This window comes from Desulfovibrio subterraneus (genome assembly GCF_013340285.1).
In the GTDB taxonomy this organism is placed as follows: Bacteria; Desulfobacterota; Desulfovibrionia; order Desulfovibrionales; family Desulfovibrionaceae; genus Halodesulfovibrio; species Halodesulfovibrio subterraneus.
This window is the reverse complement of the sequence record NZ_BLVO01000012.1, coordinates 361,384-383,439: the sequence shown is the minus strand read 5'-3', so window position 1 is coordinate 383,439 and position 22,056 is coordinate 361,384. Positions and strand designations below refer to the sequence as shown.

17 protein-coding genes and 1 riboswitch are annotated in these 22,056 nt (G+C 57.1%); of the genes, 5 read left to right on the top strand and 12 right to left on the bottom strand.

Annotation, left to right across the window (positions count from 1 at the left end):
* Nucleotides 1-28: 28 nt before the first annotated feature.
* The 5 genes from HUV30_RS05665 to HUV30_RS05645 all read right to left on the bottom strand — a co-directional run bounded on the left by HUV30_RS05665 (nucleotide 29) and on the right by HUV30_RS05645 (nucleotide 7,067).
* On the bottom strand, nucleotides 29-676 hold the full coding sequence (locus HUV30_RS05665; protein ID WP_174404442.1) for a LysE family translocator: 648 nt from the start codon (nucleotides 674-676) through the stop codon (nucleotides 29-31).
* A 329-nt stretch (nucleotides 677-1,005) separates the two neighbouring features.
* Nucleotides 1,006-1,680 (bottom strand): phosphoribosylglycinamide formyltransferase, encoded by a 675-nt coding sequence (gene purN, locus HUV30_RS05660; RefSeq protein WP_174404441.1) that lies wholly within the window; start codon nucleotides 1,678-1,680, stop codon nucleotides 1,006-1,008.
* A 380-nt stretch (nucleotides 1,681-2,060) separates the two neighbouring features.
* Nucleotides 2,061-3,566, bottom strand: coding sequence for a uroporphyrinogen-III C-methyltransferase (gene cobA / locus HUV30_RS05655; protein ID WP_174404440.1), 1,506 nt, complete (start codon nucleotides 3,564-3,566; stop codon nucleotides 2,061-2,063).
* Nucleotides 3,567-3,617: 51 nt separating this feature from the next.
* Nucleotides 3,618-4,067 carry a DUF3795 domain-containing protein gene (locus HUV30_RS05650; protein WP_174404439.1) on the bottom strand — a complete coding sequence of 150 codons (450 nt, stop codon included), beginning with the start codon at nucleotides 4,065-4,067 and terminating at the stop codon, nucleotides 3,618-3,620.
* Nucleotides 4,068-4,418: 351 nt separating this feature from the next.
* Nucleotides 4,419-7,067, bottom strand: a complete 2,649-nt coding sequence (locus tag HUV30_RS05645) for a valine--tRNA ligase (protein ID WP_174404438.1) — start codon at nucleotides 7,065-7,067, stop codon at nucleotides 4,419-4,421.
* Between the two features lie 174 nt (nucleotides 7,068-7,241).
* On the opposite strand from HUV30_RS05645, the gene HUV30_RS05640 reads away from it, so the two are divergent.
* The gene (locus HUV30_RS05640; RefSeq protein WP_174404437.1) at nucleotides 7,242-8,516 is read left to right on the top strand and encodes a BPL-N domain-containing protein; all 1,275 of its coding nucleotides are present in this window, start codon (nucleotides 7,242-7,244) and stop codon (nucleotides 8,514-8,516) included.
* A gap of 100 nt (nucleotides 8,517-8,616) precedes the next feature.
* On the opposite strand, the gene HUV30_RS05635 is transcribed toward HUV30_RS05640, so the two are convergent.
* The 5 genes from HUV30_RS05635 to HUV30_RS05615 all read right to left on the bottom strand — a co-directional run bounded on the left by HUV30_RS05635 (nucleotide 8,617) and on the right by HUV30_RS05615 (nucleotide 13,491).
* A complete protein-coding gene (locus tag HUV30_RS05635; protein ID WP_174404436.1) occupies nucleotides 8,617-9,210 on the bottom strand; it encodes a hypothetical protein in 594 nt (197 codons plus the stop codon).
* A gap of 83 nt (nucleotides 9,211-9,293) precedes the next feature.
* Nucleotides 9,294-9,845: a hypothetical protein gene (locus HUV30_RS05630; RefSeq protein WP_174404435.1), complete on the bottom strand. Its 552-nt coding sequence runs from the start codon at nucleotides 9,843-9,845 to the stop codon at nucleotides 9,294-9,296.
* Between the two features lie 474 nt (nucleotides 9,846-10,319).
* Nucleotides 10,320-10,607, bottom strand: coding sequence for a hypothetical protein (locus HUV30_RS05625; RefSeq protein ID WP_174404434.1), 288 nt, complete (start codon nucleotides 10,605-10,607; stop codon nucleotides 10,320-10,322).
* A 359-nt stretch (nucleotides 10,608-10,966) separates the two neighbouring features.
* Nucleotides 10,967-11,512: a hypothetical protein gene (locus tag HUV30_RS05620; protein WP_174404433.1), complete on the bottom strand. Its 546-nt coding sequence runs from the start codon at nucleotides 11,510-11,512 to the stop codon at nucleotides 10,967-10,969.
* Nucleotides 11,513-11,568: 56 nt separating this feature from the next.
* Nucleotides 11,569-13,491 (bottom strand): RHS repeat domain-containing protein, encoded by a 1,923-nt coding sequence (locus tag HUV30_RS05615; protein ID WP_174404432.1) that lies wholly within the window; start codon nucleotides 13,489-13,491, stop codon nucleotides 11,569-11,571.
* 218 nt (nucleotides 13,492-13,709) lie between these two features.
* On the opposite strand from HUV30_RS05615, the gene HUV30_RS05610 reads away from it, so the two are divergent.
* Together HUV30_RS05610 and HUV30_RS05605 are read left to right on the top strand one after the other, a co-directional pair.
* On the top strand, nucleotides 13,710-15,296 hold the full coding sequence (locus tag HUV30_RS05610) for a hybrid sensor histidine kinase/response regulator (RefSeq protein WP_174404431.1): 1,587 nt from the start codon (nucleotides 13,710-13,712) through the stop codon (nucleotides 15,294-15,296).
* A gap of 10 nt (nucleotides 15,297-15,306) precedes the next feature.
* Nucleotides 15,307-17,019, top strand: a complete 1,713-nt coding sequence (locus tag HUV30_RS05605; protein WP_174404430.1) for a sigma 54-interacting transcriptional regulator — start codon at nucleotides 15,307-15,309, stop codon at nucleotides 17,017-17,019.
* A 407-nt stretch (nucleotides 17,020-17,426) separates the two neighbouring features.
* On the opposite strand, the gene HUV30_RS05600 is transcribed toward HUV30_RS05605, so the two are convergent.
* Nucleotides 17,427-18,368 (bottom strand): chemotaxis protein, encoded by a 942-nt coding sequence (locus tag HUV30_RS05600; protein WP_174404429.1) that lies wholly within the window; start codon nucleotides 18,366-18,368, stop codon nucleotides 17,427-17,429.
* Between the two features lie 309 nt (nucleotides 18,369-18,677).
* Nucleotides 18,678-19,445 (bottom strand): superoxide dismutase, encoded by a 768-nt coding sequence (locus HUV30_RS05595; protein ID WP_174404428.1) that lies wholly within the window; start codon nucleotides 19,443-19,445, stop codon nucleotides 18,678-18,680.
* Nucleotides 19,446-19,603: 158 nt separating this feature from the next.
* Here HUV30_RS05595 and HUV30_RS05590 point away from each other — a divergent pair, with 158 nt between their 5' ends.
* Nucleotides 19,604-20,728, top strand: a complete 1,125-nt coding sequence (locus HUV30_RS05590; RefSeq protein WP_243452084.1) for a nucleoside recognition domain-containing protein — start codon at nucleotides 19,604-19,606, stop codon at nucleotides 20,726-20,728.
* Nucleotides 20,729-20,783: 55 nt separating this feature from the next.
* Nucleotides 20,784-20,965, top strand: a riboswitch (cobalamin riboswitch).
* Between the two features lie 185 nt (nucleotides 20,966-21,150).
* Nucleotides 21,151-22,041 (top strand): sirohydrochlorin cobaltochelatase, encoded by an 891-nt coding sequence (locus HUV30_RS05585; protein ID WP_174404427.1) that lies wholly within the window; start codon nucleotides 21,151-21,153, stop codon nucleotides 22,039-22,041.
* Nucleotides 22,042-22,056 lie beyond the last annotated feature (15 nt).

The window sequence follows — 22,056 nt, the reverse complement described above, 5'->3', positions numbered from 1 at the left end:
GAACGTCCGGAATGTCCGTCCGGAACATTTATCCCCAGATGAAGATGGCACCGCCAAGCGCGAACAGGACAACGCCTGTCACCTTGTTGATGGCACCGGCATGGTTGCCGTACAGCCGTTTCATGAACGGGGTATGCAGAAAGTAGACAAAGGCAGCCCAGCCGAACAGCCCCTCAAGCACGATGACCGCACCGTAGGCAAGGCGCTCAGACAGTGCTGTTTCCGGCGTGACCAGCTGCATGAACACGCTGAGAATGAACATGGTGACCTTGGGATTGAGCAGGTTACACAAAAGCCCTTCCCTGAATCCCTGCCGTGCCGAGGTGCAGACGCCCCCCTGTCCTTCAAGCCGCACGGAATCTCGGTCAGTGAAGCAGCGCCAGCCCACGTAGAGCAGATAGATCGCCCCTGCGTAGCGCAGCGCTGCAAAAACCATGGGGTTGCTCTTGATAATGATGGCCAGCCCAAGAACAGACAGCATGACATGAAAGCAAAGCCCCACGCACACGCCGAGCACGCAGGCATAGGCCGCACGGCAGCTGCCGGTGCTGCCGTCCTCCGGAGCATATGAAGAAGAGCCGGCTGTCGAATGCTTAATGAGCAGCATCATATCCGGTCCCGGACTCATGCGGGCAAAAAAGCAGACGGTGAACAGGGTGAGTATGGTTTCAAGCATGGGTGCGTCCTTTCAGGTCAATGTTCGCCCTTTGCATAGGCCAGACAGGACGCCTTAGGCAAGCGCAGGCAGCGCGGCAAACATTTCTTAAGTCCTGTTCCGAACTATCACCGCCAGCATAAAAAAGCCCCTCCTGAGAGGGGCCCAGACTGCTGACAAAGCCATTTCTGGTATTTTTGGGCTCCGCCGGGCAGGAACCTAACGTTCCTGCACCTCGTATACGCGATGAAAATCCGTTTTGGGACCTCAATTCCGGCTTAACGGGAATGCGGTTTTACTGAAACGAGGATTTGGTATCAAGCTGCCCCCTGCCAGAAAGGGGCCGCGTGCTAAAAACCTTCTTCCAGCGGGGGCCAGATGAGCCAGTCGCCTGCGGTAGCAGCCCGCTTCCTGTCGGAAGGAGCAAGGCGCACCACCCGCCCATCAAGCACAAGGCGGCCTTCGGCCAGCCATTGCAGCGCCTGCGGATAGATGCGGTGTTCCATGACATGAATACGCTGCTTGAGCGTTTCCACATCCTCTTCCGGATTCACAGGAACCGCAGCCTGTACGATGACGGGGCCATGATCCATGATCTCGTCCACAAAGTGCACGGTGCAGCCCGTGAGTTTTACGCCGTAGGCATGGGCATCTGCCGCGCCTCGCACTCCGGCAAAGGCAGGCAGGATGGCAGGATGGATATTGATGACCCGTCCGGCAAAAGCCTGCAGAAATGTCGGAGTGAGCAGGCGCATGTAGCCCGCCAGCACAATGGTATCCGCCCCTGCTTTCCTGATGGCCTCGATCATGGCCAGATCAAAGCTTTCCCTGTCCGGAAAATCCACATGCGGCAGACACAGGGTTTGCACACCGGCGGCCTTGGCGCGTTCCAGCGCGTGGGCATTGGCCCTGTTGCACAGCACCAGCCGTATATCCACATCCAGCACGCCCCCGGCGTGCCTGTCCAGTATGGCCTGCAGGTTCGAGCCGTTGCCCGATGCAAGCACCGCTATTTTCAAGGCCATGTGCGGCTTCTCCGTATGCTGCGGGAAAGGGCGTTGCGGGAACGATGCCTCCCGCGTTGCCGTTTCGCATTCGTTGTCACTTTATGCACGTGCTTTGTCGTACACGACAGCATGCATCTGCTCTCGCCCTTCTTTGCCAGAGGAAAAAGGATTTGGCAAAGGTTGCAGGGTGACGGCTCCTGTCAACAATCCGCCCCCCCCCCCCGCTCCTCAAATGAAAATTCCTTGCGCGACAGTGGGGCGAAAAGCACATCACACGTAAGCTCTGCAACTCCGGATGCACCGATATTCCAACCATACCGACTGTAGCGGCAGACGACACAAAAAACACAAAAGGCCGGAGCGAACTCCGGCCTCTGCATATGCTTTGATCGGTGAACCTACAGGTTCTTCTTGAGCTCTTCCACCAGCGCGGGGATGGTGTAATCCTCAGGCTGAATGTCGGGAGTGAAACCGTATGATTCCAGCGTCTTGGCGGTGATGGGGCCAATGCTTGCCAGCTTGAGACCGGCCTTGTGCTTCTTGACCACTTCGGGTGACACCAGCGCAAAGAAGTTGTCCACGGTGGAGGAAGAACCAAAGGTCACACAGTGCAGTTCGTCCTTTTCCAGCAGTTCTATAACGGTGTCTCTGGCTTCGCCAGCGGGCACGGTTTCGTACACGGGCAGAATGTCCACGGTGGCACCGGCCTTGCGCAGCTCTTCCGGCAGCACTTCGCGGGCTTCCTTCGCACGCGGCAGCAGCACCTTGGAGCCGTTCATGCCGCGTTCCAGCAGACCCTGCACCACGCCTTCGGCCACGTACTTCTCGGGAATGAAATCAGGCTCAATGCCCTTTTCACGCAGAATGTCCGCCGTTGCAGGACCGATGGCCGCAACCTTGGCCTTGCCGATGGCGCGGGTATCAAGACCCAGCTCAGCCATCTGCAGCCAGAAGTGCTTCACACCGTTCACGGAGGTAAAGATGAGCCACTCGTAGTCTGCCAGATTACGGATGGCTGCGTGCACATCGGCATACTCTGCCAGAGGATTGATCTTGATGGTGGGGAACTGGATCACGTTGGCGCCCAGCTTACGCAGCTGCGCAGCCATGCCGCTGGCCTGTTCGCGTGCACGGGTAACCACCACGCTCTTGCCCAGCAGGGGCAGCTGCTCATACCAGTTCAGGCGCTCGCGCAGGTTGACCACGCCGCCCACCACAATGAGGGAAGGCGAAGTGAAGCCCTGAGCAGGACCGTCAACAGGCAGCTTTTCAATGGTGGAAGCCATGGAACGGTGCTTGGTGGTCGTCCCCCAATGCACCAGCGCGGCGGGCGTGTTGGGGTCCATGCCGTGCTTGATGAGCTGTGCGGAAATATGGGGCAGGTTCTTCATGCCCATGAAGAACACCAGCGTGGAAGTTCCCTTGGCCAGCGCATCCCAGTTGTGGGAAGAGCCGGGCTTGTCAGGATTCTCATGGCCGGTGATAAAGGCAACGGAAGAGGCGTAATCACGGTGGGTGAGCGGAATGCCCGCATAGGCGGGACCGGCAATGGCGGAGGTGATGCCGGGAATTTCCTCAAAGGACACACCCGCATCCAGCAGTTCTTCGGCTTCTTCACCGCCGCGGCCGAACATGTAGGGGTCGCCGCCCTTCAGACGCGCAACAACCTTGCCTTCCTTGGCCTTGTCCACGATGAGCTTGTTGATGCCTTCCTGCGACAGCGTATGATCGCCGCCCTTCTTGCCCACGTAGATGATTTCCGCGCCGGGCTTGGCATAGTTCAGAAAATCGCTGTTGGCGAGGTAGTCATAGACAATGACATCCGCTTCGCTCAGAACATCGCGGCCCTTTATGGTCAACAGACCGGGATCGCCCGGTCCGGCTCCGATCAGATAAACTTTCATCGCTCCTCCGCAAATGAATCGGGCAGCACTCCCGATCCGATGAATATTCAGCTACGGGTACCGCGGCGTTTCCGCGAGTTCCCTCAGGTATCCGTCAATGCCGATCTCACGCATGCGGTCGTTCTGGGTACGCCACTTTTTGAGTACCGGCTCGGGCAACCCCGTATTCGTACAGGGGTATTCGTCACATTGGAAGCAGAATTCCACACCCTTGGCAGAGGTGCAGCTCATGACATTGCAACTTGGCAGGCAGACCCGCGTACCGGAACGGCAGCCGCCGCAGCGGTCCTGCGCAAAAGATTCCAGCACACGGCGAAACTGCGGATATTCCGCAAGTGCAGGGTTTATTGCCTGCAGCCGCGCCGCGTACGCATGAAAATTTTCTCCCAGCAGTTCCAGCAGTTCCCGCGACAGCTGCACACTCCTGCCTTCCGTGCAGGATATGCAGCGGGAGCAGTCCAGCCCGCAGGGGGCAACCAGATGACGCGGCGCTACAGACATGCAATCCTCCCGGAAGCTGTTTCATTTCGATGTTGCCTGCGGCGCTCTTTTCGCTCCGCTGGCCAAAGGGCCAACCGGCCCTTTGGAAACCCTTGTACGTACTGGCGCGCAATCCGCGTTTGGAAGGGGCTTCTTCCGCAAACTACGCCGCCTCTCCCACTTCAAAACAACCTTTGTTAAGCCGGGAACAACACGACGAACGGATTTCTCTCGCTATCACAGGGTGCAGGGGGATTATCCACCTGCCCGCCGGAGGCGTGCTTAAAAACGCCACAGGCGAAACAATGCGACAATACTCTTGAACTGAATACACGAGCGGCCTGCGATTGCAGGCCGCCCGGTCATCACATTCTATTCCATTGCATCGCGGAAGCGCTTCTGCAGCTTCTGCAACGTATCAAGCGTCTCTTCCAGCTCGACGGCACGGTCCTTTTCCTTCTGCACGATCTCGGCGGGCGCCTTGGCAACAAAGCTGTCGTTACGCAGCTTGCCGAGCACGCCCTTCAGGTCCTTCTCGATCTTGCCTATTTCCTTGTCCAGACGGGCAAGTTCGTCGGCAAAGTTCACGTGACCGGACAGGGGCAGAATGATTTCGTTACCGGACACCACGCTGGAGGCGGATGCCTTGGGTGCCTTCACGTCCGATCCGCAGCTCACGCTGTTCAGGCGGGCAAGGAAGAGCATGACTTCCTTGTTTGCGTCGAACAGACCGCGCACTTCGTCGGAAGCGGTACGGATGAGTACGTCCATCTTCGCGGAAGGCGAGATGTTGAGTTCAGCCTTGATGGTACGCACGGCCACGATGGTATTCTGCACCAGCTCCATGTCCGCTTCGGCTGCGCGGCTTGCGCATTCGGGGCGGGCCGGGGGGAAGGGCATGGTGGCGATGTCGCGGTTGTCAATGCCCGGCAGAACAGCCCACACTTCGGCGGTGATGAAGGGCATGACGGGGTGCAGCAGCACCATCATTTCCTGCAGAACGATCCAGAGCACGTACTGTGCGGCCTTTTCGCGCTCGCCGCCCGCACGCATGTCGGGCTTGATGAGTTCGAGATACCAGTCGCAGAACTCGTTCCAGATGAACTTGTAGTGGTTCTGGGCCACTTCGTTGAACTGGTAGGCATCAGTTGCAGCTTCGGTGGCCTTCTTCAGCCCTTCGAGACGGGAGAGAATCCACTTGTGGTGCAGGTCCACCTTGGTCAGGTCAACCGGAGCGGGCGCGGTTTCGGGCAGGTTCATCAGCGCGAAACGGGTGGCGTTCCAGATCTTGTTGCAGAAGTGGCGGTAGCCTTCGATGCGCGCTTCGGAAAGCTTGATATCGCGGCCCATGGCAGCGAAGGAAGTCAGCGTGAAGCGCAGGGAGTCGCAGCCGTACTTTTCGATCATCTCCACGGGGTCGATGACGTTGCCGGTGGACTTGGACATCTTCTTGCCTTGCTCATCGCGCACAAGGGCGTGGATGTACACGTGCTTGAAGGGCACCTCGTCCATGAACTGCAGGCCCATCATCATCATGCGCGCCACCCAGAAGAACAGGATGTCAAAACCGGTGACGAGCACGGAGGTGGGGTAGTACTTGGCAAGTTCGGGGGTCTTGTCCGGCCAGCCCATGGTTGTGAAGGGCCAGAGCGCGGAAGAGAACCACGTATCGAGCACGTCCTCATCCTGCGTGAGATTGGTGCTGCCGCACTTGCACGCTGCGGGAGTATCGGTATCCACGAGCAATTCGCCGCAGTCGGCGCATACCCATGCGGGAATGCGGTGTCCCCACCAGATCTGGCGGGAGATGCACCAGTCGCGGATGTTATCAAGCCAGTGGTTGTAGGTCTTGATCCACGACTCGGGGAAAATCTGGGTCATTTCCGGCACAGCGGCCTTGGCGCGCGGAGCCAGCTTGGTCATGGCCACAAACCACTGGGTGGACACGTAGGGTTCCACCACGGTCTTGCAGCGGTAGCAGTGGCCCACGTTATGGTCGTGCGCGTCGATATGGTCGAGGAAGCCTTCAGCTTCCAGCGCGGCCAGAATCTTGGTGCGTGCCTGCGGGCAGGTCAGCCCTGCGTAATCGGCTCCGGCAAGCTCGTTGAGCGTACCGTCGTCGTTGAGGATGTTCATCACCTCAAGGTTGTGCTTGCGGCCCAGTTCCCAGTCGTTGTGGTCATGGGCGGGGGTCACCTTCAGGCAGCCGGTACCGAACTCGATATCAACGTACTTGTCGCCGATGATGATAAGCTTGCGGTTCACCAGCGGCAGGATGACATGCTTGCCGATGAGGTGGTTGAAGCGCTCGTCTTCAGGGTTCACGGCCACGGCGGTGTCCGCGAGCATGGTCTCGGGACGGGTGGTGGCGATGGTCAGATGGCCGGAGCCGTCTTCCAGAGGATATTTGATGTAGTGCAGCGCACCCTTTTCAAGGCTGTGATCCACTTCATCGTCGGCCAGCGCGGTATGACAACGGGGACACCAGTTGATGATGTAGTCGCCCTTGTAGATGAGGCCCTGATTGTAGAGCTCTACAAATACCTTGCGCACGGCCTTGGAAAGACCTTCGTCCATGGTGAAGCGTTCGCGGGTCCAGTCCACGGATGCGCCCATCTTGCGCACCTGGTTCAGAATACGGTTGCCGTATTCTTCGCGCCATTCCCACACGCGCTCGATGAACTTTTCACGGCCGAGATCGTGGCGGCCCTTGCCTTCCTTGGCGAGCTGGCGTTCCACCACGTTCTGGGTGGCAATGCCTGCATGGTCGGTGCCGGGAATCCACAGCACGTTCTTGCCCTTCTGGCGCTGGTAGCGGCAGAGGATGTCCTGCAGGGTCAGGTTAAGGGCGTGGCCCATGTGCAGGGCGCCCGTGACGTTAGGCGGAGGAATGACAATGGAGTAGGGTTCTCCCTCGGCGTTCGGGTCCGGTGTGAAGACCTTGTTCTCTTCCCAGTGGTTGCGCCACCGTTCTTCTACGTCCTGAGGTTCGTATCCCTTCGGGAGTGCGTTTTCCGACATGTCATTCTCCAAAAAAACATGGTATTGCGATATGTTGCTACCGGCGATAGAGTCCGGTGTCGCGTTTCGGTTTGCGTAAGCGACGCCCCGCTGCTACACTGCCCACTTTCAAGCTGCCAGATAGCACAGAGCGGCCAAGTCCGCCAGACGGACACACTAATGAGCGGAAGGACAATGTCAAGCATCTATATATTATGGGACGAATCCCACATCTGGGGCCTGCTCGTATGGCGGGCCATAGAAGCCATGCAACTGCCTTACCGCATCGTGCGGGGGGAAGAAATATCTCAGGGACTGCTTTCTTGCAAGCCGCCCGCGTTGCTGCTGGTACCCGGCGGTAATGCGCGGCTGAAGTCCGACGCACTGGGCGATGCAGGGCTTGACGCCGTGCGCGCCTATGTGAACAGCGGCGGCAGCTATCTGGGATTCTGCGGCGGCGCCGGACTGGGCCTGACCAGTGCGGACGGTCTGGGGCTATGCCCGTGGGGGCGCGCCAAGTTTACCGATCGCATGCAGCATTTTGTGAGCGGACACATTCACACCAGCATAGGCACGGATATTTCCAAAGCCGGACACCTTGTCCCTGACACACTGGGCGATTCCCCGCTGGTGCCCGTATGGTGGCCCGCCCGCTTTGCCCCTGAAGAGGGAACCGATGTGGAAGTGCTGGCAAGCTACACCACACCGGGCGAAGATTTCTGGATTGCCGACCTGCCCCTCGGCACCCTGCCCCCCGGCACCTTCAACGACTGGGAAGCCCTGTACGACATCAAGCTGCGCCCCACTTTTCTCACGGGTCAGCCCTGCGTGCTTTCCGGCACGTATGGCAAGGGCCGCTACGTGCTCAGCTACACGCATCTGGAAACGCCGGATTCACCGGACGCAAACCGCTGGCTCGCGCACATCATCCACGAGCTGACCAGAAGTGAAGCCTGCCCTGATGGATTATCCGCCGCTCACTCCGCAGTACCGCCGTGGGATCTGGAGCACGCGCCCACCGTGTGGAACGACCCTGCCCTTGTGGAAGCACGCGAAATTTTCGACGACATCGTCACCATAGGCAAAAACCACTGCCTCTTCTTTCAGCGCAATGCATGGCTCATCGGCTGGCGGGCCGGTATTCCCGGTGCGAACCTGAACAACCTGTACAGCGCCATCTGCTCGGCGGTGTCATCCAATCCAACGGAAGATGCGCTGGCATACTGGAACGAGATTTCTGCCACCTTCCTCGAGAAACTGCGTCTCTTCCATGAAGGCGTAAAGGGCTACCTGCTGGCAGAACGCCTTGCCATGACGCTTTCCAAGACCTTTCCGGAAACCGTCTCCCGCGAGTCTCTGAAGAACCAGCGCACCGCCCTTTTCGGGCCGCCCATGGCCAGCGGCGGGCTGTATCTTGACCTGCTGAACATCATCGACAGGGTCATGTATCTGCTGCTGCCGAGACAATAAGCGCAGGGCCCATCATTATATTAAGGACGACAAACGGCGTTACCGCTACCGGTAACGCCGTTTGTCGTATCAAGCGTTATGCGCACGAGCCTGTGATTGCTCAAGCTCCCTGTGGAGCTGCGCCCTGCTGCATCACACTCCTTTCCGCCAGAAAGGAACGGGCTCTGCACGCTTTGGTGGCGTGTTCGACAGCCGTGACGGACAGGATATCCACAAGCACACAGGCGTCACGTCCGCCAGTCTCGTTCAGTGTCTCCAGCATGAGCGTTTCATCATCCACCTGCTGCACAATGCCGTAATGCACAGTCACATCGCCTGCGTTCACCTCAGAGTGCACCCCGACAAGGCAGCCCATATTCATGGCACGGTGCAGCACCGCCTCTATGCTGTCACACATCCATCCGCCCGTTGCATCGCATATGTTTGAATCATGCGAAGTGCGGGACACCAGTTGCGCAATCCGGTGGGTATATGCATCGCGTTGCTGCATCATATCGATATCATCAGCATGAAAACAGACAACGCCATCGTCTTCTCCCTGCCTGTCAAACAAGCAGATCGTCAACGCCTCTTGCGTAACGGACAAAGGCACTCCCACCAGAAAACTATCGCGCGGCAAGTCTGTGCGGTAAAAGCTGGCCATGGCCTTTTGCTGTATGCATGCTTCAATTTCCGCCAACAGTTGTGCATCCATGGTCATTCTCAATCGTTGTTTTGCAGCGGTTCAAACGTTACCGGGGAGACAGTTACCCGCCATCCACCGATCACATTCGCGGGTCAGGAATTTCGGCCTGCCAGAAATTCAAGAGATCGGCATTCTCTGCTGTCGAACCACAGACCGGCAACAGACGGCGTGGACAGTTGTACGACCCCATCGTCATTACCATATTCATCCAAAACGGCCAGCTCCAAGGCTTCAGGAGAAACCTGCACCATGCGGCCGTAATATTCCTGCCGCTCCCCGCCGCTACGTGTAACCAGACAAACAAGAGTGTGGTCAGCACAGTGTTTCTGCAACAGAGAATACAAGTCAGATTCCGCACCGCCGTTGTATGGCTGCCTGTCAGGTTCGTAGCGAGATGCAAGCATGGCAAGAGCATGCAAGAGGCGACTCCCCGTTCTTATCTCGTCTATCTCGTCGGCAGGATACGCCTCAATGCCGTCATACTCGCCGAACTTGGTATATGCCTCCAGCAGGACAAGTTTCTCCGTGCAGACCAGAGGAATTCCAGCACAATATATACAACGGGGGAGGCCGCCGAAGTAACAGGCAACCATGGCCCGTTGTTCACCACTTTGCTGTGCTGTTTGCAGCATCATTTTGTTCATCTTTCAACGTTCCTTCCACAACCATCTTAGACCGAAAAAAACCGCCGGAGCCGAAAAATACAACATAAATTTATGGGGCGCAGATTAAAGGCCAATGGCCGAGCCATCGGCCTGCTTTCTTGCTATCTACGCTTGCGGGCAGCCCACAGTTCCATGCAGAGCATTATGCAGCCGCAGGCTATTTCAACATATCCAATCCATGAGGGTATTGACGGCCCATTATACTTCCAATGGAGATCTTTCACTCCAAATGACAAGAAGCCATTTACAATGAAAAAAACAGCAAACGCGACATTAGACATTCTTATTTGCACTAAACCTACCACCGTCATTTGATTTCATCATAAGCCCCCCGGCTTTCGTAAGGACGGATAATGCCGGTGTCGAAATAGACACTGCTCAATCTGAAGCAATATAAAACGCAATCTCTCACAAAGTACAGACCATACAAACAGGTCACACTGTCACCCTCAGCTACAATGCTGCTTCATTTACAAACATGCTGTTTCTTAAACAAAACAAAATATATCCATCCACAAAAAATAAAAAATGCGCCCAAAATATAAATATCGTTCTTCGCATAAAAACCCGCAACCACAGCAAAAAAATATACAGCAACACTGTCGGCGTGTGTTTCTTAATCATAGCCACACGGTTAAAAGCTCCACATTTGGGACAATATTCCCCAAACCTACGCTCATGTCTTTTCATTATTGCAATAAATATGAACGTACCCACCAAAAGCAATATATCTAAATCCATATACATCTCCAAACGTCCAATCAAATAGAACGCAAAGAAGCGCAGACTCACAAAACACAGGCCAACAGCAACGCTGCTGACCTGTCATTATTCTACCTACGCTTACGGGCAGCCCACAGTTCCATGCAGAGCATTATGCAGCCGCAGGCAATAAATACATAACCAATCCACCAAGGTACTTCCGGGCCTCCATATTTCCAACGCGGAGGCCCATCTCCGAATGAAATGACTCCAGTCGCGATAAAAAAGACTGCAAAAGCTACATTACTCATTCTTATCTGCATTGCGCATCACATAGGACATCGATCACAAGTTCACAACGTCACAACCAACACACATCATTAAACTATCAATATTATCTACTCACTTCCACAAGAGGAGCATATTCCAGACACATCAAATGATACCACATATTCTTTTTCTGACAAAAATATTTTACCAAGGTTTATTCCACCCTTCACTTTGTCTTTATGCACAACATCATTATAACTATCACATTTACTTTTAACGAAACACCACGGAGCAATTCCAACAAATGTAATTGTACCATCATTAACAATCACACAATGATAATACCCTGCCACTAAAAGAACAACAGACGAAGACATTAAAATAAAAAATAAAGTATAGAATACAATATCACCGATGCTTATAATTTCAATTCCGTTAATGGTAGCAGAATATAAAGCTATGCTGCTTGTAAAAAATACAAATCCATGCACAAATCTATCACTCGCGCGAATCATACGTACGCCATAGCTTGTTGCCTCTGAGAGCGATATACCAAGCCTTCTGCAAACAAAAATTCTCCTCAGATTAATCCGAAAACAAGAAAACACTAATTCTACAACGAGCAACATAAATATGAATACAATAAAATATCCGATCAGAGTATTCAAAAGCATAACTTCCCCGCATGTGATGTCCAGCGCCTGAAAAACAGACGCTGGACGAATTATAATTATCTTCCCCGATCCCATTTCCTGCCATGTGGAGAACCTTGCTCCCCACTCCCACCGTCCCTTTTTTGAAGCTCAGCTAGCCCGGCAGCTCCCAATTCCGGGAGAATCTGTCTCAAATCTGGAATTTTCTGAATAAAATTAAAGTAATCCACAGTAATACCAGAAAAATCTTCTCCAAACCTCCTCGCATTCTCAAAAACCGGACCAGTATCCACTTTCTCTCTGGCACTCCCTGCAACTGACACTCCTTCAGGATACTGAGACTGCCTGATAGTCGGATAATCCAAGAGGGGCATTCCGGGCACCACTATAGGGGCATGGGCAATGGGTCTACGAACCTCGTTTACAGCTGCTCCCTCCAGCCCCATTGGGTCTACCAGATTGATGGGATCATCAAGGCAGTAGCCATAAACATCCACATCGCCGCCAGCGTAGCCGAGGGGGTCTGGCTGGATGAAGCGCCCGATACTCGGGTCGTACTCGCGGGCACCGAGATGAACCAGACCGGTGTCGGGATCAAGCAGGCCACCTCCGAAGCCGATGGGGATAGGCACATTCTGCACCAGCACATTATCGATATTCCCAAAGGCATCGTGCCTGTAAACCTGTATCAAATCGCCGTTTGGATTGGCAACCGCAAAGGGGGTGCCCACATGGTCGAAGGCAAGAGAGTAGCGTTGGCCGTCACATTCCATGCAGACCGGCATACGCGCGCCTTCTTCGTATATAAAACGGCACAGGACAGCACCGTCACCACGGGATACCGCTTCCAACGTCACAGTGTCATGCCATGCATAGTTCTCCACTCTGGCGCCATTCACGAACTTGGCGATACGCCTTCCCACAGCGTCCAGCAGATACTCCACCGCCTTACCATCCGGAAGTACAACAGAAGTGAGATTTCCGGCAGCATCATAGGCAAAACGGGTTTCCCCGCCCGAACTGAGGCGGCGAGTCAGCCTGCCGGACTGGTCATACACGAATCGCACGGCACCGGCCTGTATCAAGCGACCAGCCTCATCGTAAGCATAACGAGTCTCCCCCTTGCCAGCGCAGGCCGAGACCAGACGCTCGCCTGCGGAACCATAGGCATAGGCCTCGCTCACGAGTTCAGTTGCACCTGAAGGCTGCCCGTACCGCTGGCGATCAACCACAGCAGCCCCGGCAGAACGAGGCACCATCCGCCCACCTGCCGCGCCCGCATCCCCGTCACCGCCAAGAGCCATACCGCTTGCGACAAGACGCCCATCTGCATCGTAGGCGTAGGTGCGCACGTCCGCCCCCAATGCGGTGCGCAGAGATTTACGAACGATTCGCCCCTCCTCATCCCGCTTCACGAAGAGTTCGGCAAACACCTGACGTTGGGCGGGCAGAGCAACGCTGGAGGTACCCCCGCGTGCAGTTCCTGATGCAGCCCCCGGTGCACTCACTGTGAAGCGTCGCACCTCCTCGCGGGGCACCATGTCCGGTGTCAGATCACGAGTTTGGTCCGGCCCAGCCTGCGGCATGACGCCTCTCCCGGAATCCCTTTTCCCAGTGCCTCCGGTTCCGGCAGCACGAGCCTTCGCTGCAGGCTGATCACTACCCGATACAGCGTTGCCGCCCTCATCCACCTCTCCATCATCTCCCTGCGAAAAGAGTGCGCCGAACCAATCCGCCTGAGCGCCGGGGCCATTCACTCCCGCAGGACGATACCCAGCCTGATCTGCAAACACGGGCAACCCGCTGTCGTCGAGTTGCGTTTCCCACTCGCTTGCAAACATGCCGCTCACATCATACGCACCACCCCTGCCGCGCGCCCCTGCAGTGTTGGCCATGTTCCAGCCTTCACCCTGTTCGCCGAACATGGCCCGCAGATACTCTTCCGTAGTTATCATGCGGGAACGGGCTACGCCTACATTTGCACGAGAATGCCTCGTCATTATCTGTCCTCCTGCTTCTTGCTATAAGGCGGAGCCCAGTGCCCCGCGCGAGACGCAACCCGTATCATCAGCTGTATCTGGATATCGGCGAAAGCATGGTCTGAGTACGCCGCAAAGGCGGTACCGAAGGGACGTAACGGAGGGTGGACAGGGCTTTACGAAAACGGACTGCAGCCCCCCGCTTGCCATGCCCGCGCCGCAAGGCTAGAGTCGCCCGCATGACAGAGCACCACACCCCGCCCACCGTCCGCCCGCAGCTGCCGCAGAGAGAAGAACATGACGTACGCAGCTTTTTCGACAACGCCGTGGAAGGCATGTTCCGCAAATCCCGCACCGGAACATTCCTGCTGGTGAACCCTGCCCTGTCCAAAATTTTCGGCTACCCCTCGCCGGGTGCCATGCTGCGCCAGTTTCCGGAAGACCGGCATTCCATATTGCTGGATGCCCCCCGCTTTCTCGAAATGCTTGAGCAGCTCAAATCGCACGGCAACATTTCCAACTTTGAGCTGCAGTTCCGCCGCAAGGACGGCAGACTCATATGGGGGCTCATCAATGCCCGCGCCGTATACACCACCAAGGGGTCCATCAGATATTACGAAGGCACGCTGGTAGACATAACCCAGCGCAAGGAAAGCGAATTCCAGCGCGCGTTCATTGAAGAACAGCTACGCCAGTCACAGAAACTGGAGGCGGTGAGCATTCTTGCAGGCGGCATGGCCGCAGACTTCGGCACCTTGCTGCAACCCATTCTGGGCAACACGGAAGAAGCCCTGCGCAACATTCCGGAAAACCACACGGTGCGCCGCAACCTGAACGAAGTGCTGGGCGCGGCCAACAGGGCCAAGGCCCTGATGTATCAGTTTCTCACCATCAGCCGCCAGCGCGAAGGCGACAAACGCCCCGTGGCCATCACACCGTTCATTACCGAAACGCTCGATGACCTGCGCCCGCTGCTTCCCATGGAAGTGGAACTGCGCGAAGACCTTTCCGCCCACCCTGATACAGTGCTGGCAGACCCAGTGCAGATCCGGCAGGTGCTGGAAAACCTGATGAGCAACGCCATACGAGCCGTGGGCGAAACCGGCACCATCAGTGTGAGCCTGCGCAACGTGGAACTGGATGAACGCACGGCCGCCTTCCGTGCCGACCTCAGTCCGGGGCATTACATCCGCCTCACCGTGCAGGACTCCGGCTGCGGCATGACGGAGCAGATCGCCACCCGTATCTTCGAGCCCTTCTTCACCACAGAAAGCAACAGCGGCGCTCAGGGACTGGGCCTTTCCGTGGCGCACGGCATTGCCCGTGCACACGACGGCGGCATAACCGTTCTTTCCGAGCCGGAACTCGGGTCCACCTTCTGCCTGTATCTGCCATCGCACGCCCGTGAAGTGGACCAGAGCCAGCCACTTGCCCCTGCCCCGCGCCTTGGCAGCGAACGCATTCTGGTTGTGGACGGCGACCCGCGCGAACTGCGCAAATGGCGCGGCCTGCTGGCTCCGCTGGGCTACCGTATCGACACCATTTCCGGCAGTGTCGAAGCCTTGCGCGTTTTCATGGAATCGCCCGCCACCTTCGACCTCATTGTTACGGCCTTTGCCATGCAGCAGATGAACGGGCTTGAGCTTGCACGCACCGTGCGGGGCATACACCCCGACGTAAAGGTAGCCTTGTGCAGGGATGCGGCAGACCCCGTCACGCTGGACCTTGCACGCGAATCCGGCATATGCTGCTTTGCACGCAAGCCCATGGATTCTCAGGCCATGCTGCACCTTCTGGAAATAGCGCTCGACACCAAGCAGGAGTAGACCCACCGACATGGCACGCATATTCATCATAGACGCCGATCCTGCCTTCTGCGAATCGCTCGGCGCCATTGTGGCCGGACTCGGACATCAGGCGGAGCATACGCAGTCGCTGACCGCCGCCCTTGCTTCGCCTTCGCTGCGTAATGCCGACATCCTTTTTCTGAATACCGCCCTGCCCGACGGCAGCGGCCTTGAAGCCCTGCCCAAGCTGCGCACACTGCCCGCCAGGCCCGAAGTGATAATGACCACGGATGCCGCCTCGGCAGACGGGGCGGAGCGCGCCATCCGCAACGGTGCATGGGACTACGTGGCCAAGCAGGGTGCGGTGGACCGCATGGTGCTGCCGCTCATACGCGCGCTGGATTATCGTGGACGCAAACCCGTCAAGCGCGGTGAAGTGCGGCTCAAGCGCGACTCCATCATCGGCGGCAGCCCCGGTCTTGCCCGGTGTCTGGATATTGTTTCCGAGGCTGCAGCATCGGACGCATCCACCCTGCTGTACGGCGAAACCGGCGTAGGTAAAGAAGTGTTCGCCCGCGCCATTCACGACAACAGCCAGCGCAACACCGGCCCCTTTGTGGCCGTGGACTGCGCGTCCCTGTCCAGAACGCTGGCAGGCTCCACGCTTTTCGGTCACCGCAAGGGTGCGTTCACCGGTGCGGACAAGGATAGAGACGGCCTCGTGGCGCAGGCCCACAAAGGCACCCTGTTCCTTGACGAAATAGGCGAGTTGCCACTTGCCATGCAGAAAATATTTCTGCGCGTGCTGCAGGAACACCGCTTCCGCCCCGTGGGCGGACGTGCTGAAATCACCTCTGACTTTCGCCTGATCTGCGCCACCAACCGCAACCTTGAAGAAATGGTTTCGCGCGGCACATTCCGCAGCGACCTGCTTTTCCGCATGCGCACTGTTGTCATGCACATTCCGCCGCTGCGCGAACGCATAGACGACCTGCCCGAACTCGCCAATCACTACATCAGGCGCATATGCGGCAAATACGGCATGCCTGCCAAGAGCATTTCCACCGACCTGCATGCGGCGCTCAGGGAATACCAGTGGCCGGGCAACGTCCGCGAGCTCATCCATACGCTGGAACGCGCAGTGCTTGCAGCACAGGATGAGACAAAGCTCTTTTCACGCCACCTGCCGGACCACGTCCGCATCAGCATTGCACGGGCAGCCGCCAACACCCAGCAGACAGAGGATGCCCCCGCTGCCCTGCGTCCGGCCTCCGGCGACGTTCCTGCCCAAGCGGATTCAAAGCCGGTTCACGCCCCTCTGCCCCCCGACGCCCCGCTCATTCCCGGCACTTCTGACACTCCCGACACTTTCACCCCGCCACTCCGGCCCGGGGCATTTTGCAGTATCAGTGAAAGCGCAGAACCAACAGACCTGCGCGACGACCTTACGCTGCTGCCCCCCGCCACCCCCACAGCAGGTGCTTCTGCTCAAACGCCAACACATCAGAAAAGCGCCACACCTGTCAGGAGCCTCCCCTCTACGCCTTATTCCGAAATTGAAGACAAGCCGCAATCCCGACAGCCACTGCGGCCGTTCTTCGAATATCGGGACAAGGCTTTTCTCAGCTATCTTATTGAACTCATGGACCAAAGCAACGGCGACATCGCTACAGCATGCACTATTTCCGAGCTATCACGGTCCTACCTGTACGATCTGCTGAAGAAATATGGCATTGCCACACCGCAACGGAAATGCCGTTAATCCGTATTCTCGGATTAACATTGTGCTCTATTCCGGAAAAGAGGATTAGCAATTCCTAGATAACGGAATAATCCCCCTTTCAGAGCGGTATAGGGCAACATGAGAGCCTCCCAACGGGGTAAAAGATATCGAGAATCACTCGCAAAAGGTGGTAGTCCTAGGGCAATGCGGATTTCCCTGTTCTGGCATGCTTCTTGACTATAGAGAGTCAGGACACCGGTCTGTCCTTCCGAACCAGCCGCTCCAAGCGTAGGACAAAGTAAGGAGATGGCATTCGGAAACTGTCGGGGGGGATACCCGACAGAGTCAAGGCCCTACACTATGAACAAGCGTAGGGCAGACAATACCGCGCCGCCCCGAAATCCGGAGCGGCGCGTTACTTTTTTCAGGAAGGGGAAGAAAGGCTGTTACAGGCCGCGGGCCTCGAGCAGCTGCAGCATGAAGTCGCTCAGCCGCTGCAGGTCGGGCTTGGCAAACTGCGCGTCGGCCCCCACGGACTTGCCCTTGTGCTCAAGCTTTTCAGTGATGAGCGAGGAAAAAAGCGCCACGGGCAGCAGCCGCAGATCGGGACTTTCCTTGATGCGCTTGCACAGGTTGTGTCCATCCATCTGGGGCATTTCTATGTCGGATATGATGCCCTGTATCCTGTCAGTAATACTGCCGCCATCCTCGCGTACCTGAGCAAGCTGCTTTTCCAGATACTCCCAGGCATCGCGCCCGTTGGTGAACTGGATAACCTTGAAATTGCTCGCCTCGAGCAGCGACTTCACCAGATTGCGCACACTGCCGGAATCATCCGCATGTAATATGGTATAGGTTTTTCCTGCCGCACGCTCTGGCGTGCAGGCCTCCATGCGTATGGCAAGCCCCACATCAAGGTCGGCCACAATCATCTCAAGATCGAGCAGAAAAACCACACGCCCTTCAAGACGGACAACACCTGTTATCGAATTGGCAGATGTTTTCTGCAAAAATTCACTGGGGGCTTCCACATCTTCCCAGCTCATGCGGTGAATGCGGTTCACACCGGAAACCAGAAAGGCTGTCACCACTTCGTTGAATTCGGTGACAATGACCTTGGGCTCGGCCGAATCAATCCGGTCACGGTCCAGATATCTGGCAAGATCAATAAGCGGAACAATGGTGTTATCCCTGTGCTTGAAGGCGCCCATTACGGCAGGATGCGGCATTCCCGGCATGGACGTGACGGACTGCTTGCGGAGAATCTCCAGCACCTTTGCGACATTCACGCCGTAATGCGCCCTGTAGCCGCCGACTTCGTCTATGTAGAACTCGACAACTTCAAGCTCATTTGTGCCGGACTCGAGAAGAATATTCGTATGGGACATACCACCGCCCGATAAACGTTACAACTGGCGCTTCAGGATACCGCATGAAAGCGTTCATGCAAAGCCTGCAGGACTGAACAACAGCCCTGCTCAATCCTGAACGAAACTGCCGCGAGCTCCGGAGCCTTCTCTGCATGTATAGAACGACAGTATCCGACGATCATTCTTTCTCTTCTATAGTAACTTCAAGGAAAATTGAAATGATAAAACGCCCCCTCTCTGATGAGCGGGAGCTACAAACAATTCTGTCATGAACCAGTACACCCGGGCATAGGTGACAAAGCATGGCGAAACAAGAAAACGAAGGGGCTAGCAAGCCGTGAAGAGCAGTCCGGCAGCCTCCCAGTTCACAAGATGCCCAAGAAAGACGTCCACATATGCCTCTCTGTCTTCGCCGTAATCCATGAAATAGGCGCATTCCCACATATCCAGAGCCAGCAGAACTGCTTTGCCCTGCAATACTGGAGAACTTATTCCTGTATCGTGCATGAGCATGACATTGCTGCCATCCTTCACCAGCCAGAGCCACCCGGTCCATAACCTGTTGAGCGCGCGTGAGCGGAATACGGAGACAAAATTCTCCCACGTGCCGTAGCTTCTGATTATGGCTTCCATGAGCGCCCCGCGGGGACGCCCTCCGCCGCCCGGCCGCATGCTCTGCCAATACGTCTGGTGGTTGTGCAGATGGCAGGCACACTCTGTCAGCCGCTGCATTCCAAGCAGATGCGCCCCCGTCATGACGGCTTCCAGGTTTCGTCCGGCAAGTCCGGTTCCGGCGCAGAGGCGGGTGACCTCTTCGCTGTAGCGCTGCATGTGCCTGCCAGCGTGACGCCGGATTGCCCGCGCCGAGATATACGGCTCCAGCGCGCTCTCCCTGTAGGGCAGAACGACCTCATACCGCACCGCCTTTTGGGAAGATACGGTGGATACGCTCTCCCGACCGTCCTTACCGTCCGCATTAGCCATACCGACCATACCGGCCATATTGATCATACCGGCAGCCCCCGCCGCCCTGCCCTGCACACTCCCCACACCTGAAAAACCGTTTGCAATATATCCCTCTGCACCAGCATGCATATGTGTACCCTCCCATTTTTCCATGGAAAAATAGCAACTGCCTGTTTCGGATACGACGCAGCATTGTTACTTTTCGATTATCGGGATATATCCTCCGACTGCCGTTGCGGGCCATGATTCCCGGCGGCATATTCATCTTCCGCCAAAGGTTCACGACATTGACCGAGACACAACAGCCCTCATCCGCACCGGCAGCAACGCATTCCGAAGCCACCGCAAACGCCGCCCTCGCCAATCACAAAAGGCGTAAGGGACGCACCGGGGCTGTGGCCCGCATTCTTCCTTTCATCCTGTGCGCAGGCGCCCTGTTTCTCATCGTCCGGCACGATCCTTCCCTGCTCGCATGGGCAAAGGCGTGGCCCAGGCTGGTGCACCCCCTGCTGCGCATGCTACTGTATCTGGGCATCGGTCTTCTTGTCGGCCTTGCGGTGGAAGGGATGGGCTGGGCTCCCATGCTGGCCCGTATGGTCCGCCCGCTGATGCGGTTCGGCAATCTGCGCGACGAGTCCGGCGCGGCCTTCACGGCGGCGTTCTTTTCCGGCACCACGGCCAATACCATGCTCATGAACTACTGGCAGGACGGCAGAATCACACAGCAGGAGATGCGCCTTTCCTATCTCGTAAACACGGGCCTGCCCGTCTTTCTGCTGCACCTGCCCACCACCTTTTTCATCGTAGTGCCCATGACGCGCACCGCCGGTATCATCTATCTTTCCATCAATGCCGTGGCGGCCCTTGCCCGCACCATAGCCGTGCTGGCGTGGAGCCGGATACGCCTTGCCGCAGCCGCAGGCCTTCCCCAGGCAACCGCAGCCATGCCCGAAAGCCGCAAGACCACGCTCCAGAAAGTGCTGGATGCCTTCCGCAAACGGTTCAAGCGCATCGTCACCATAACGGCTCCGGTCTATTTTCTGATGTATGCCCTGAACCAGACGGGCGTGTTTGAACAACTGCGTGATGCCTTTTCCCATTGGGCCGTCACGGGCCTGCTGCCTGTGGAGGCTGCCGGAGTGGTGGTCTTTTCCGTAGCTGCGGAATTCACCTCAGGCATTGCCGCGGCAGGGGCCCTGCTGGATGCAGGCACGCTCACCACACAGCAGATCGTGCTTGCACTCATTCTCGGCACCATTGTGGCCACCCCCATCCGCGCGCTGCGGCATCAGCTGCCTTCGCATGCCGGGGTGTTCACGCCGCGTCTGGGCCTTGTCATGCTGCTGCAGAGCCAGTTCATCCGCATTGCGAGCCTGCTTGCGGTTACATGGATCTATCTCGCTCTCGCCTGATCGTGCATGTTTCCGCCCCGCCACAGGGAATCCTTGACCGGCATTGCCCCCTCGCCTATTGTCTCTGCGTTCAGGTGCCCTTAGGGGCCTAACAGGGAATCCCGTTCAAATCGGGAGCGGACCCGCCGCCGTAAGTCTCCACAACAAACCGTTTCCCCTGCGCGCCACTGGTTCACCACCGGGAAGGCCGGAAACGGCGGGACAAGCCGGAAGACCTGCCTGATCCATTCGGTGCGGCCCTGCACTCGCGTACGCCACGTTCGGACTACCGCGGGGCCGAAGGCATCTTCCGCCTGCACGGGGCTACTGCAGAGCGGAAACAGGACGGAATAAATACGGATATTCCCTCCATGCATTATGCGTGGAGGGAATTCTTTTTTCCGGCCACCTCACAAAGCCTCAGGAACCCTTTGGAGTTTTTCATGTTTCTTTCACGTCTGACGAAAACCATCCTCACGTTCATGCTGGTTCTCGCCCTTGCGCTGCCCGCCTTTGCCGGACACGGCAAGCAGGCTGCCGAACGCAACGGCATTCTGCTCGTCGCCTTCGGCACCACCATTCCCGAAGCGCGCGCCGCATTCACCAACATTGAGGAAGAAGTGCGCAAAGCTTTCCCTGACACGGAAGTACGCTGGGCCTATTCGGCCAAGCAGGTGCGACACACCATCAAGGAGAATGAAGGAACCGCAATACTCTCTCCCGCCGCCGCTCTGGCGCACATGGGCGATGAGGGCTTCACCCGCGTGGCTGTGCAGTCGCTGCACACCATCCCCGGAGCCGAATTTCACGACCTTCTCCGCATCGTGGCCGCATTCCGCAACATGCCCAAGGGCACCCGCACGGTAACGCTGGGCGAGGCACTGCTCTCTTCCCCCGACGATATGGAAAAGGCAGCCAAGGCGCTTGTTTCCACCTTCCCTGCCGAACGCAAGAAGGCAGACGCCGTGGTGCTCATGGGTCACGGCACGCACCATCCTGCAAATATCTACTACCCCGGCCTGCAGTACTACCTTTCCAAGGTTGACCCCAACGCCTATGTAGGCACGGTTGAAGGCGTTCCCTCCCTTGAGGATGTCGTGGCCGAACTGAAGGCCCGCAAGTCCCGCACCGTATGGCTTATGCCTCTGATGGCCGTTGCAGGGGACCATGCCCGCAACGACATGGCCGGCCCCGAACCGGACAGCTGGAAAAGTGTGCTGGAAAAGGAAGGCTTTACCGTGCACACCGTGCTGCGCGGCACCGGCGAATCTGACGCCGTGGTCAGCATCTGGGTGGAGCACCTGCGCGACGCCTTTGCCGGTCTGGACGACTAGTCCCCCACACAGGAG

Excerpts from the sequence above, each read along its gene's own strand:
- HUV30_RS05665 (WP_174404442.1), bottom strand. The coding sequence starts at position 676 with ATGCTTGAAACCATACTCACCCTGTTCACCGTCTGCTTTTTTGCCCGC.
- purN (WP_174404441.1), bottom strand. The coding sequence starts at position 1,680 with ATGGCCTTGAAAATAGCGGTGCTTGCATCGGGCAACGGCTCGAACCTG.
- cobA (WP_174404440.1), bottom strand. The coding sequence starts at position 3,566 with ATGAAAGTTTATCTGATCGGAGCCGGACCGGGCGATCCCGGTCTGTTG.
- HUV30_RS05650 (WP_174404439.1), bottom strand. The coding sequence starts at position 4,067 with ATGTCTGTAGCGCCGCGTCATCTGGTTGCCCCCTGCGGGCTGGACTGC.
- HUV30_RS05645 (WP_174404438.1), bottom strand. The coding sequence starts at position 7,067 with ATGTCGGAAAACGCACTCCCGAAGGGATACGAACCTCAGGACGTAGAA.
- HUV30_RS05640 (WP_174404437.1), top strand. The coding sequence starts at position 7,242 with ATGTCAAGCATCTATATATTATGGGACGAATCCCACATCTGGGGCCTG.
- HUV30_RS05635 (WP_174404436.1), bottom strand. The coding sequence starts at position 9,210 with ATGGATGCACAACTGTTGGCGGAAATTGAAGCATGCATACAGCAAAAG.
- HUV30_RS05630 (WP_174404435.1), bottom strand. The coding sequence starts at position 9,845 with ATGAACAAAATGATGCTGCAAACAGCACAGCAAAGTGGTGAACAACGG.
- HUV30_RS05625 (WP_174404434.1), bottom strand. The coding sequence starts at position 10,607 with ATGGATTTAGATATATTGCTTTTGGTGGGTACGTTCATATTTATTGCA.
- HUV30_RS05620 (WP_174404433.1), bottom strand. The coding sequence starts at position 11,512 with ATGCTTTTGAATACTCTGATCGGATATTTTATTGTATTCATATTTATG.
- HUV30_RS05615 (WP_174404432.1), bottom strand. The coding sequence starts at position 13,491 with ATGACGAGGCATTCTCGTGCAAATGTAGGCGTAGCCCGTTCCCGCATG.
- HUV30_RS05610 (WP_174404431.1), top strand. The coding sequence starts at position 13,710 with ATGACAGAGCACCACACCCCGCCCACCGTCCGCCCGCAGCTGCCGCAG.
- HUV30_RS05605 (WP_174404430.1), top strand. The coding sequence starts at position 15,307 with ATGGCACGCATATTCATCATAGACGCCGATCCTGCCTTCTGCGAATCG.
- HUV30_RS05600 (WP_174404429.1), bottom strand. The coding sequence starts at position 18,368 with ATGTCCCATACGAATATTCTTCTCGAGTCCGGCACAAATGAGCTTGAA.
- HUV30_RS05595 (WP_174404428.1), bottom strand. The coding sequence starts at position 19,445 with ATGCATGCTGGTGCAGAGGGATATATTGCAAACGGTTTTTCAGGTGTG.
- HUV30_RS05585 (WP_174404427.1), top strand. The coding sequence starts at position 21,151 with ATGTTTCTTTCACGTCTGACGAAAACCATCCTCACGTTCATGCTGGTT.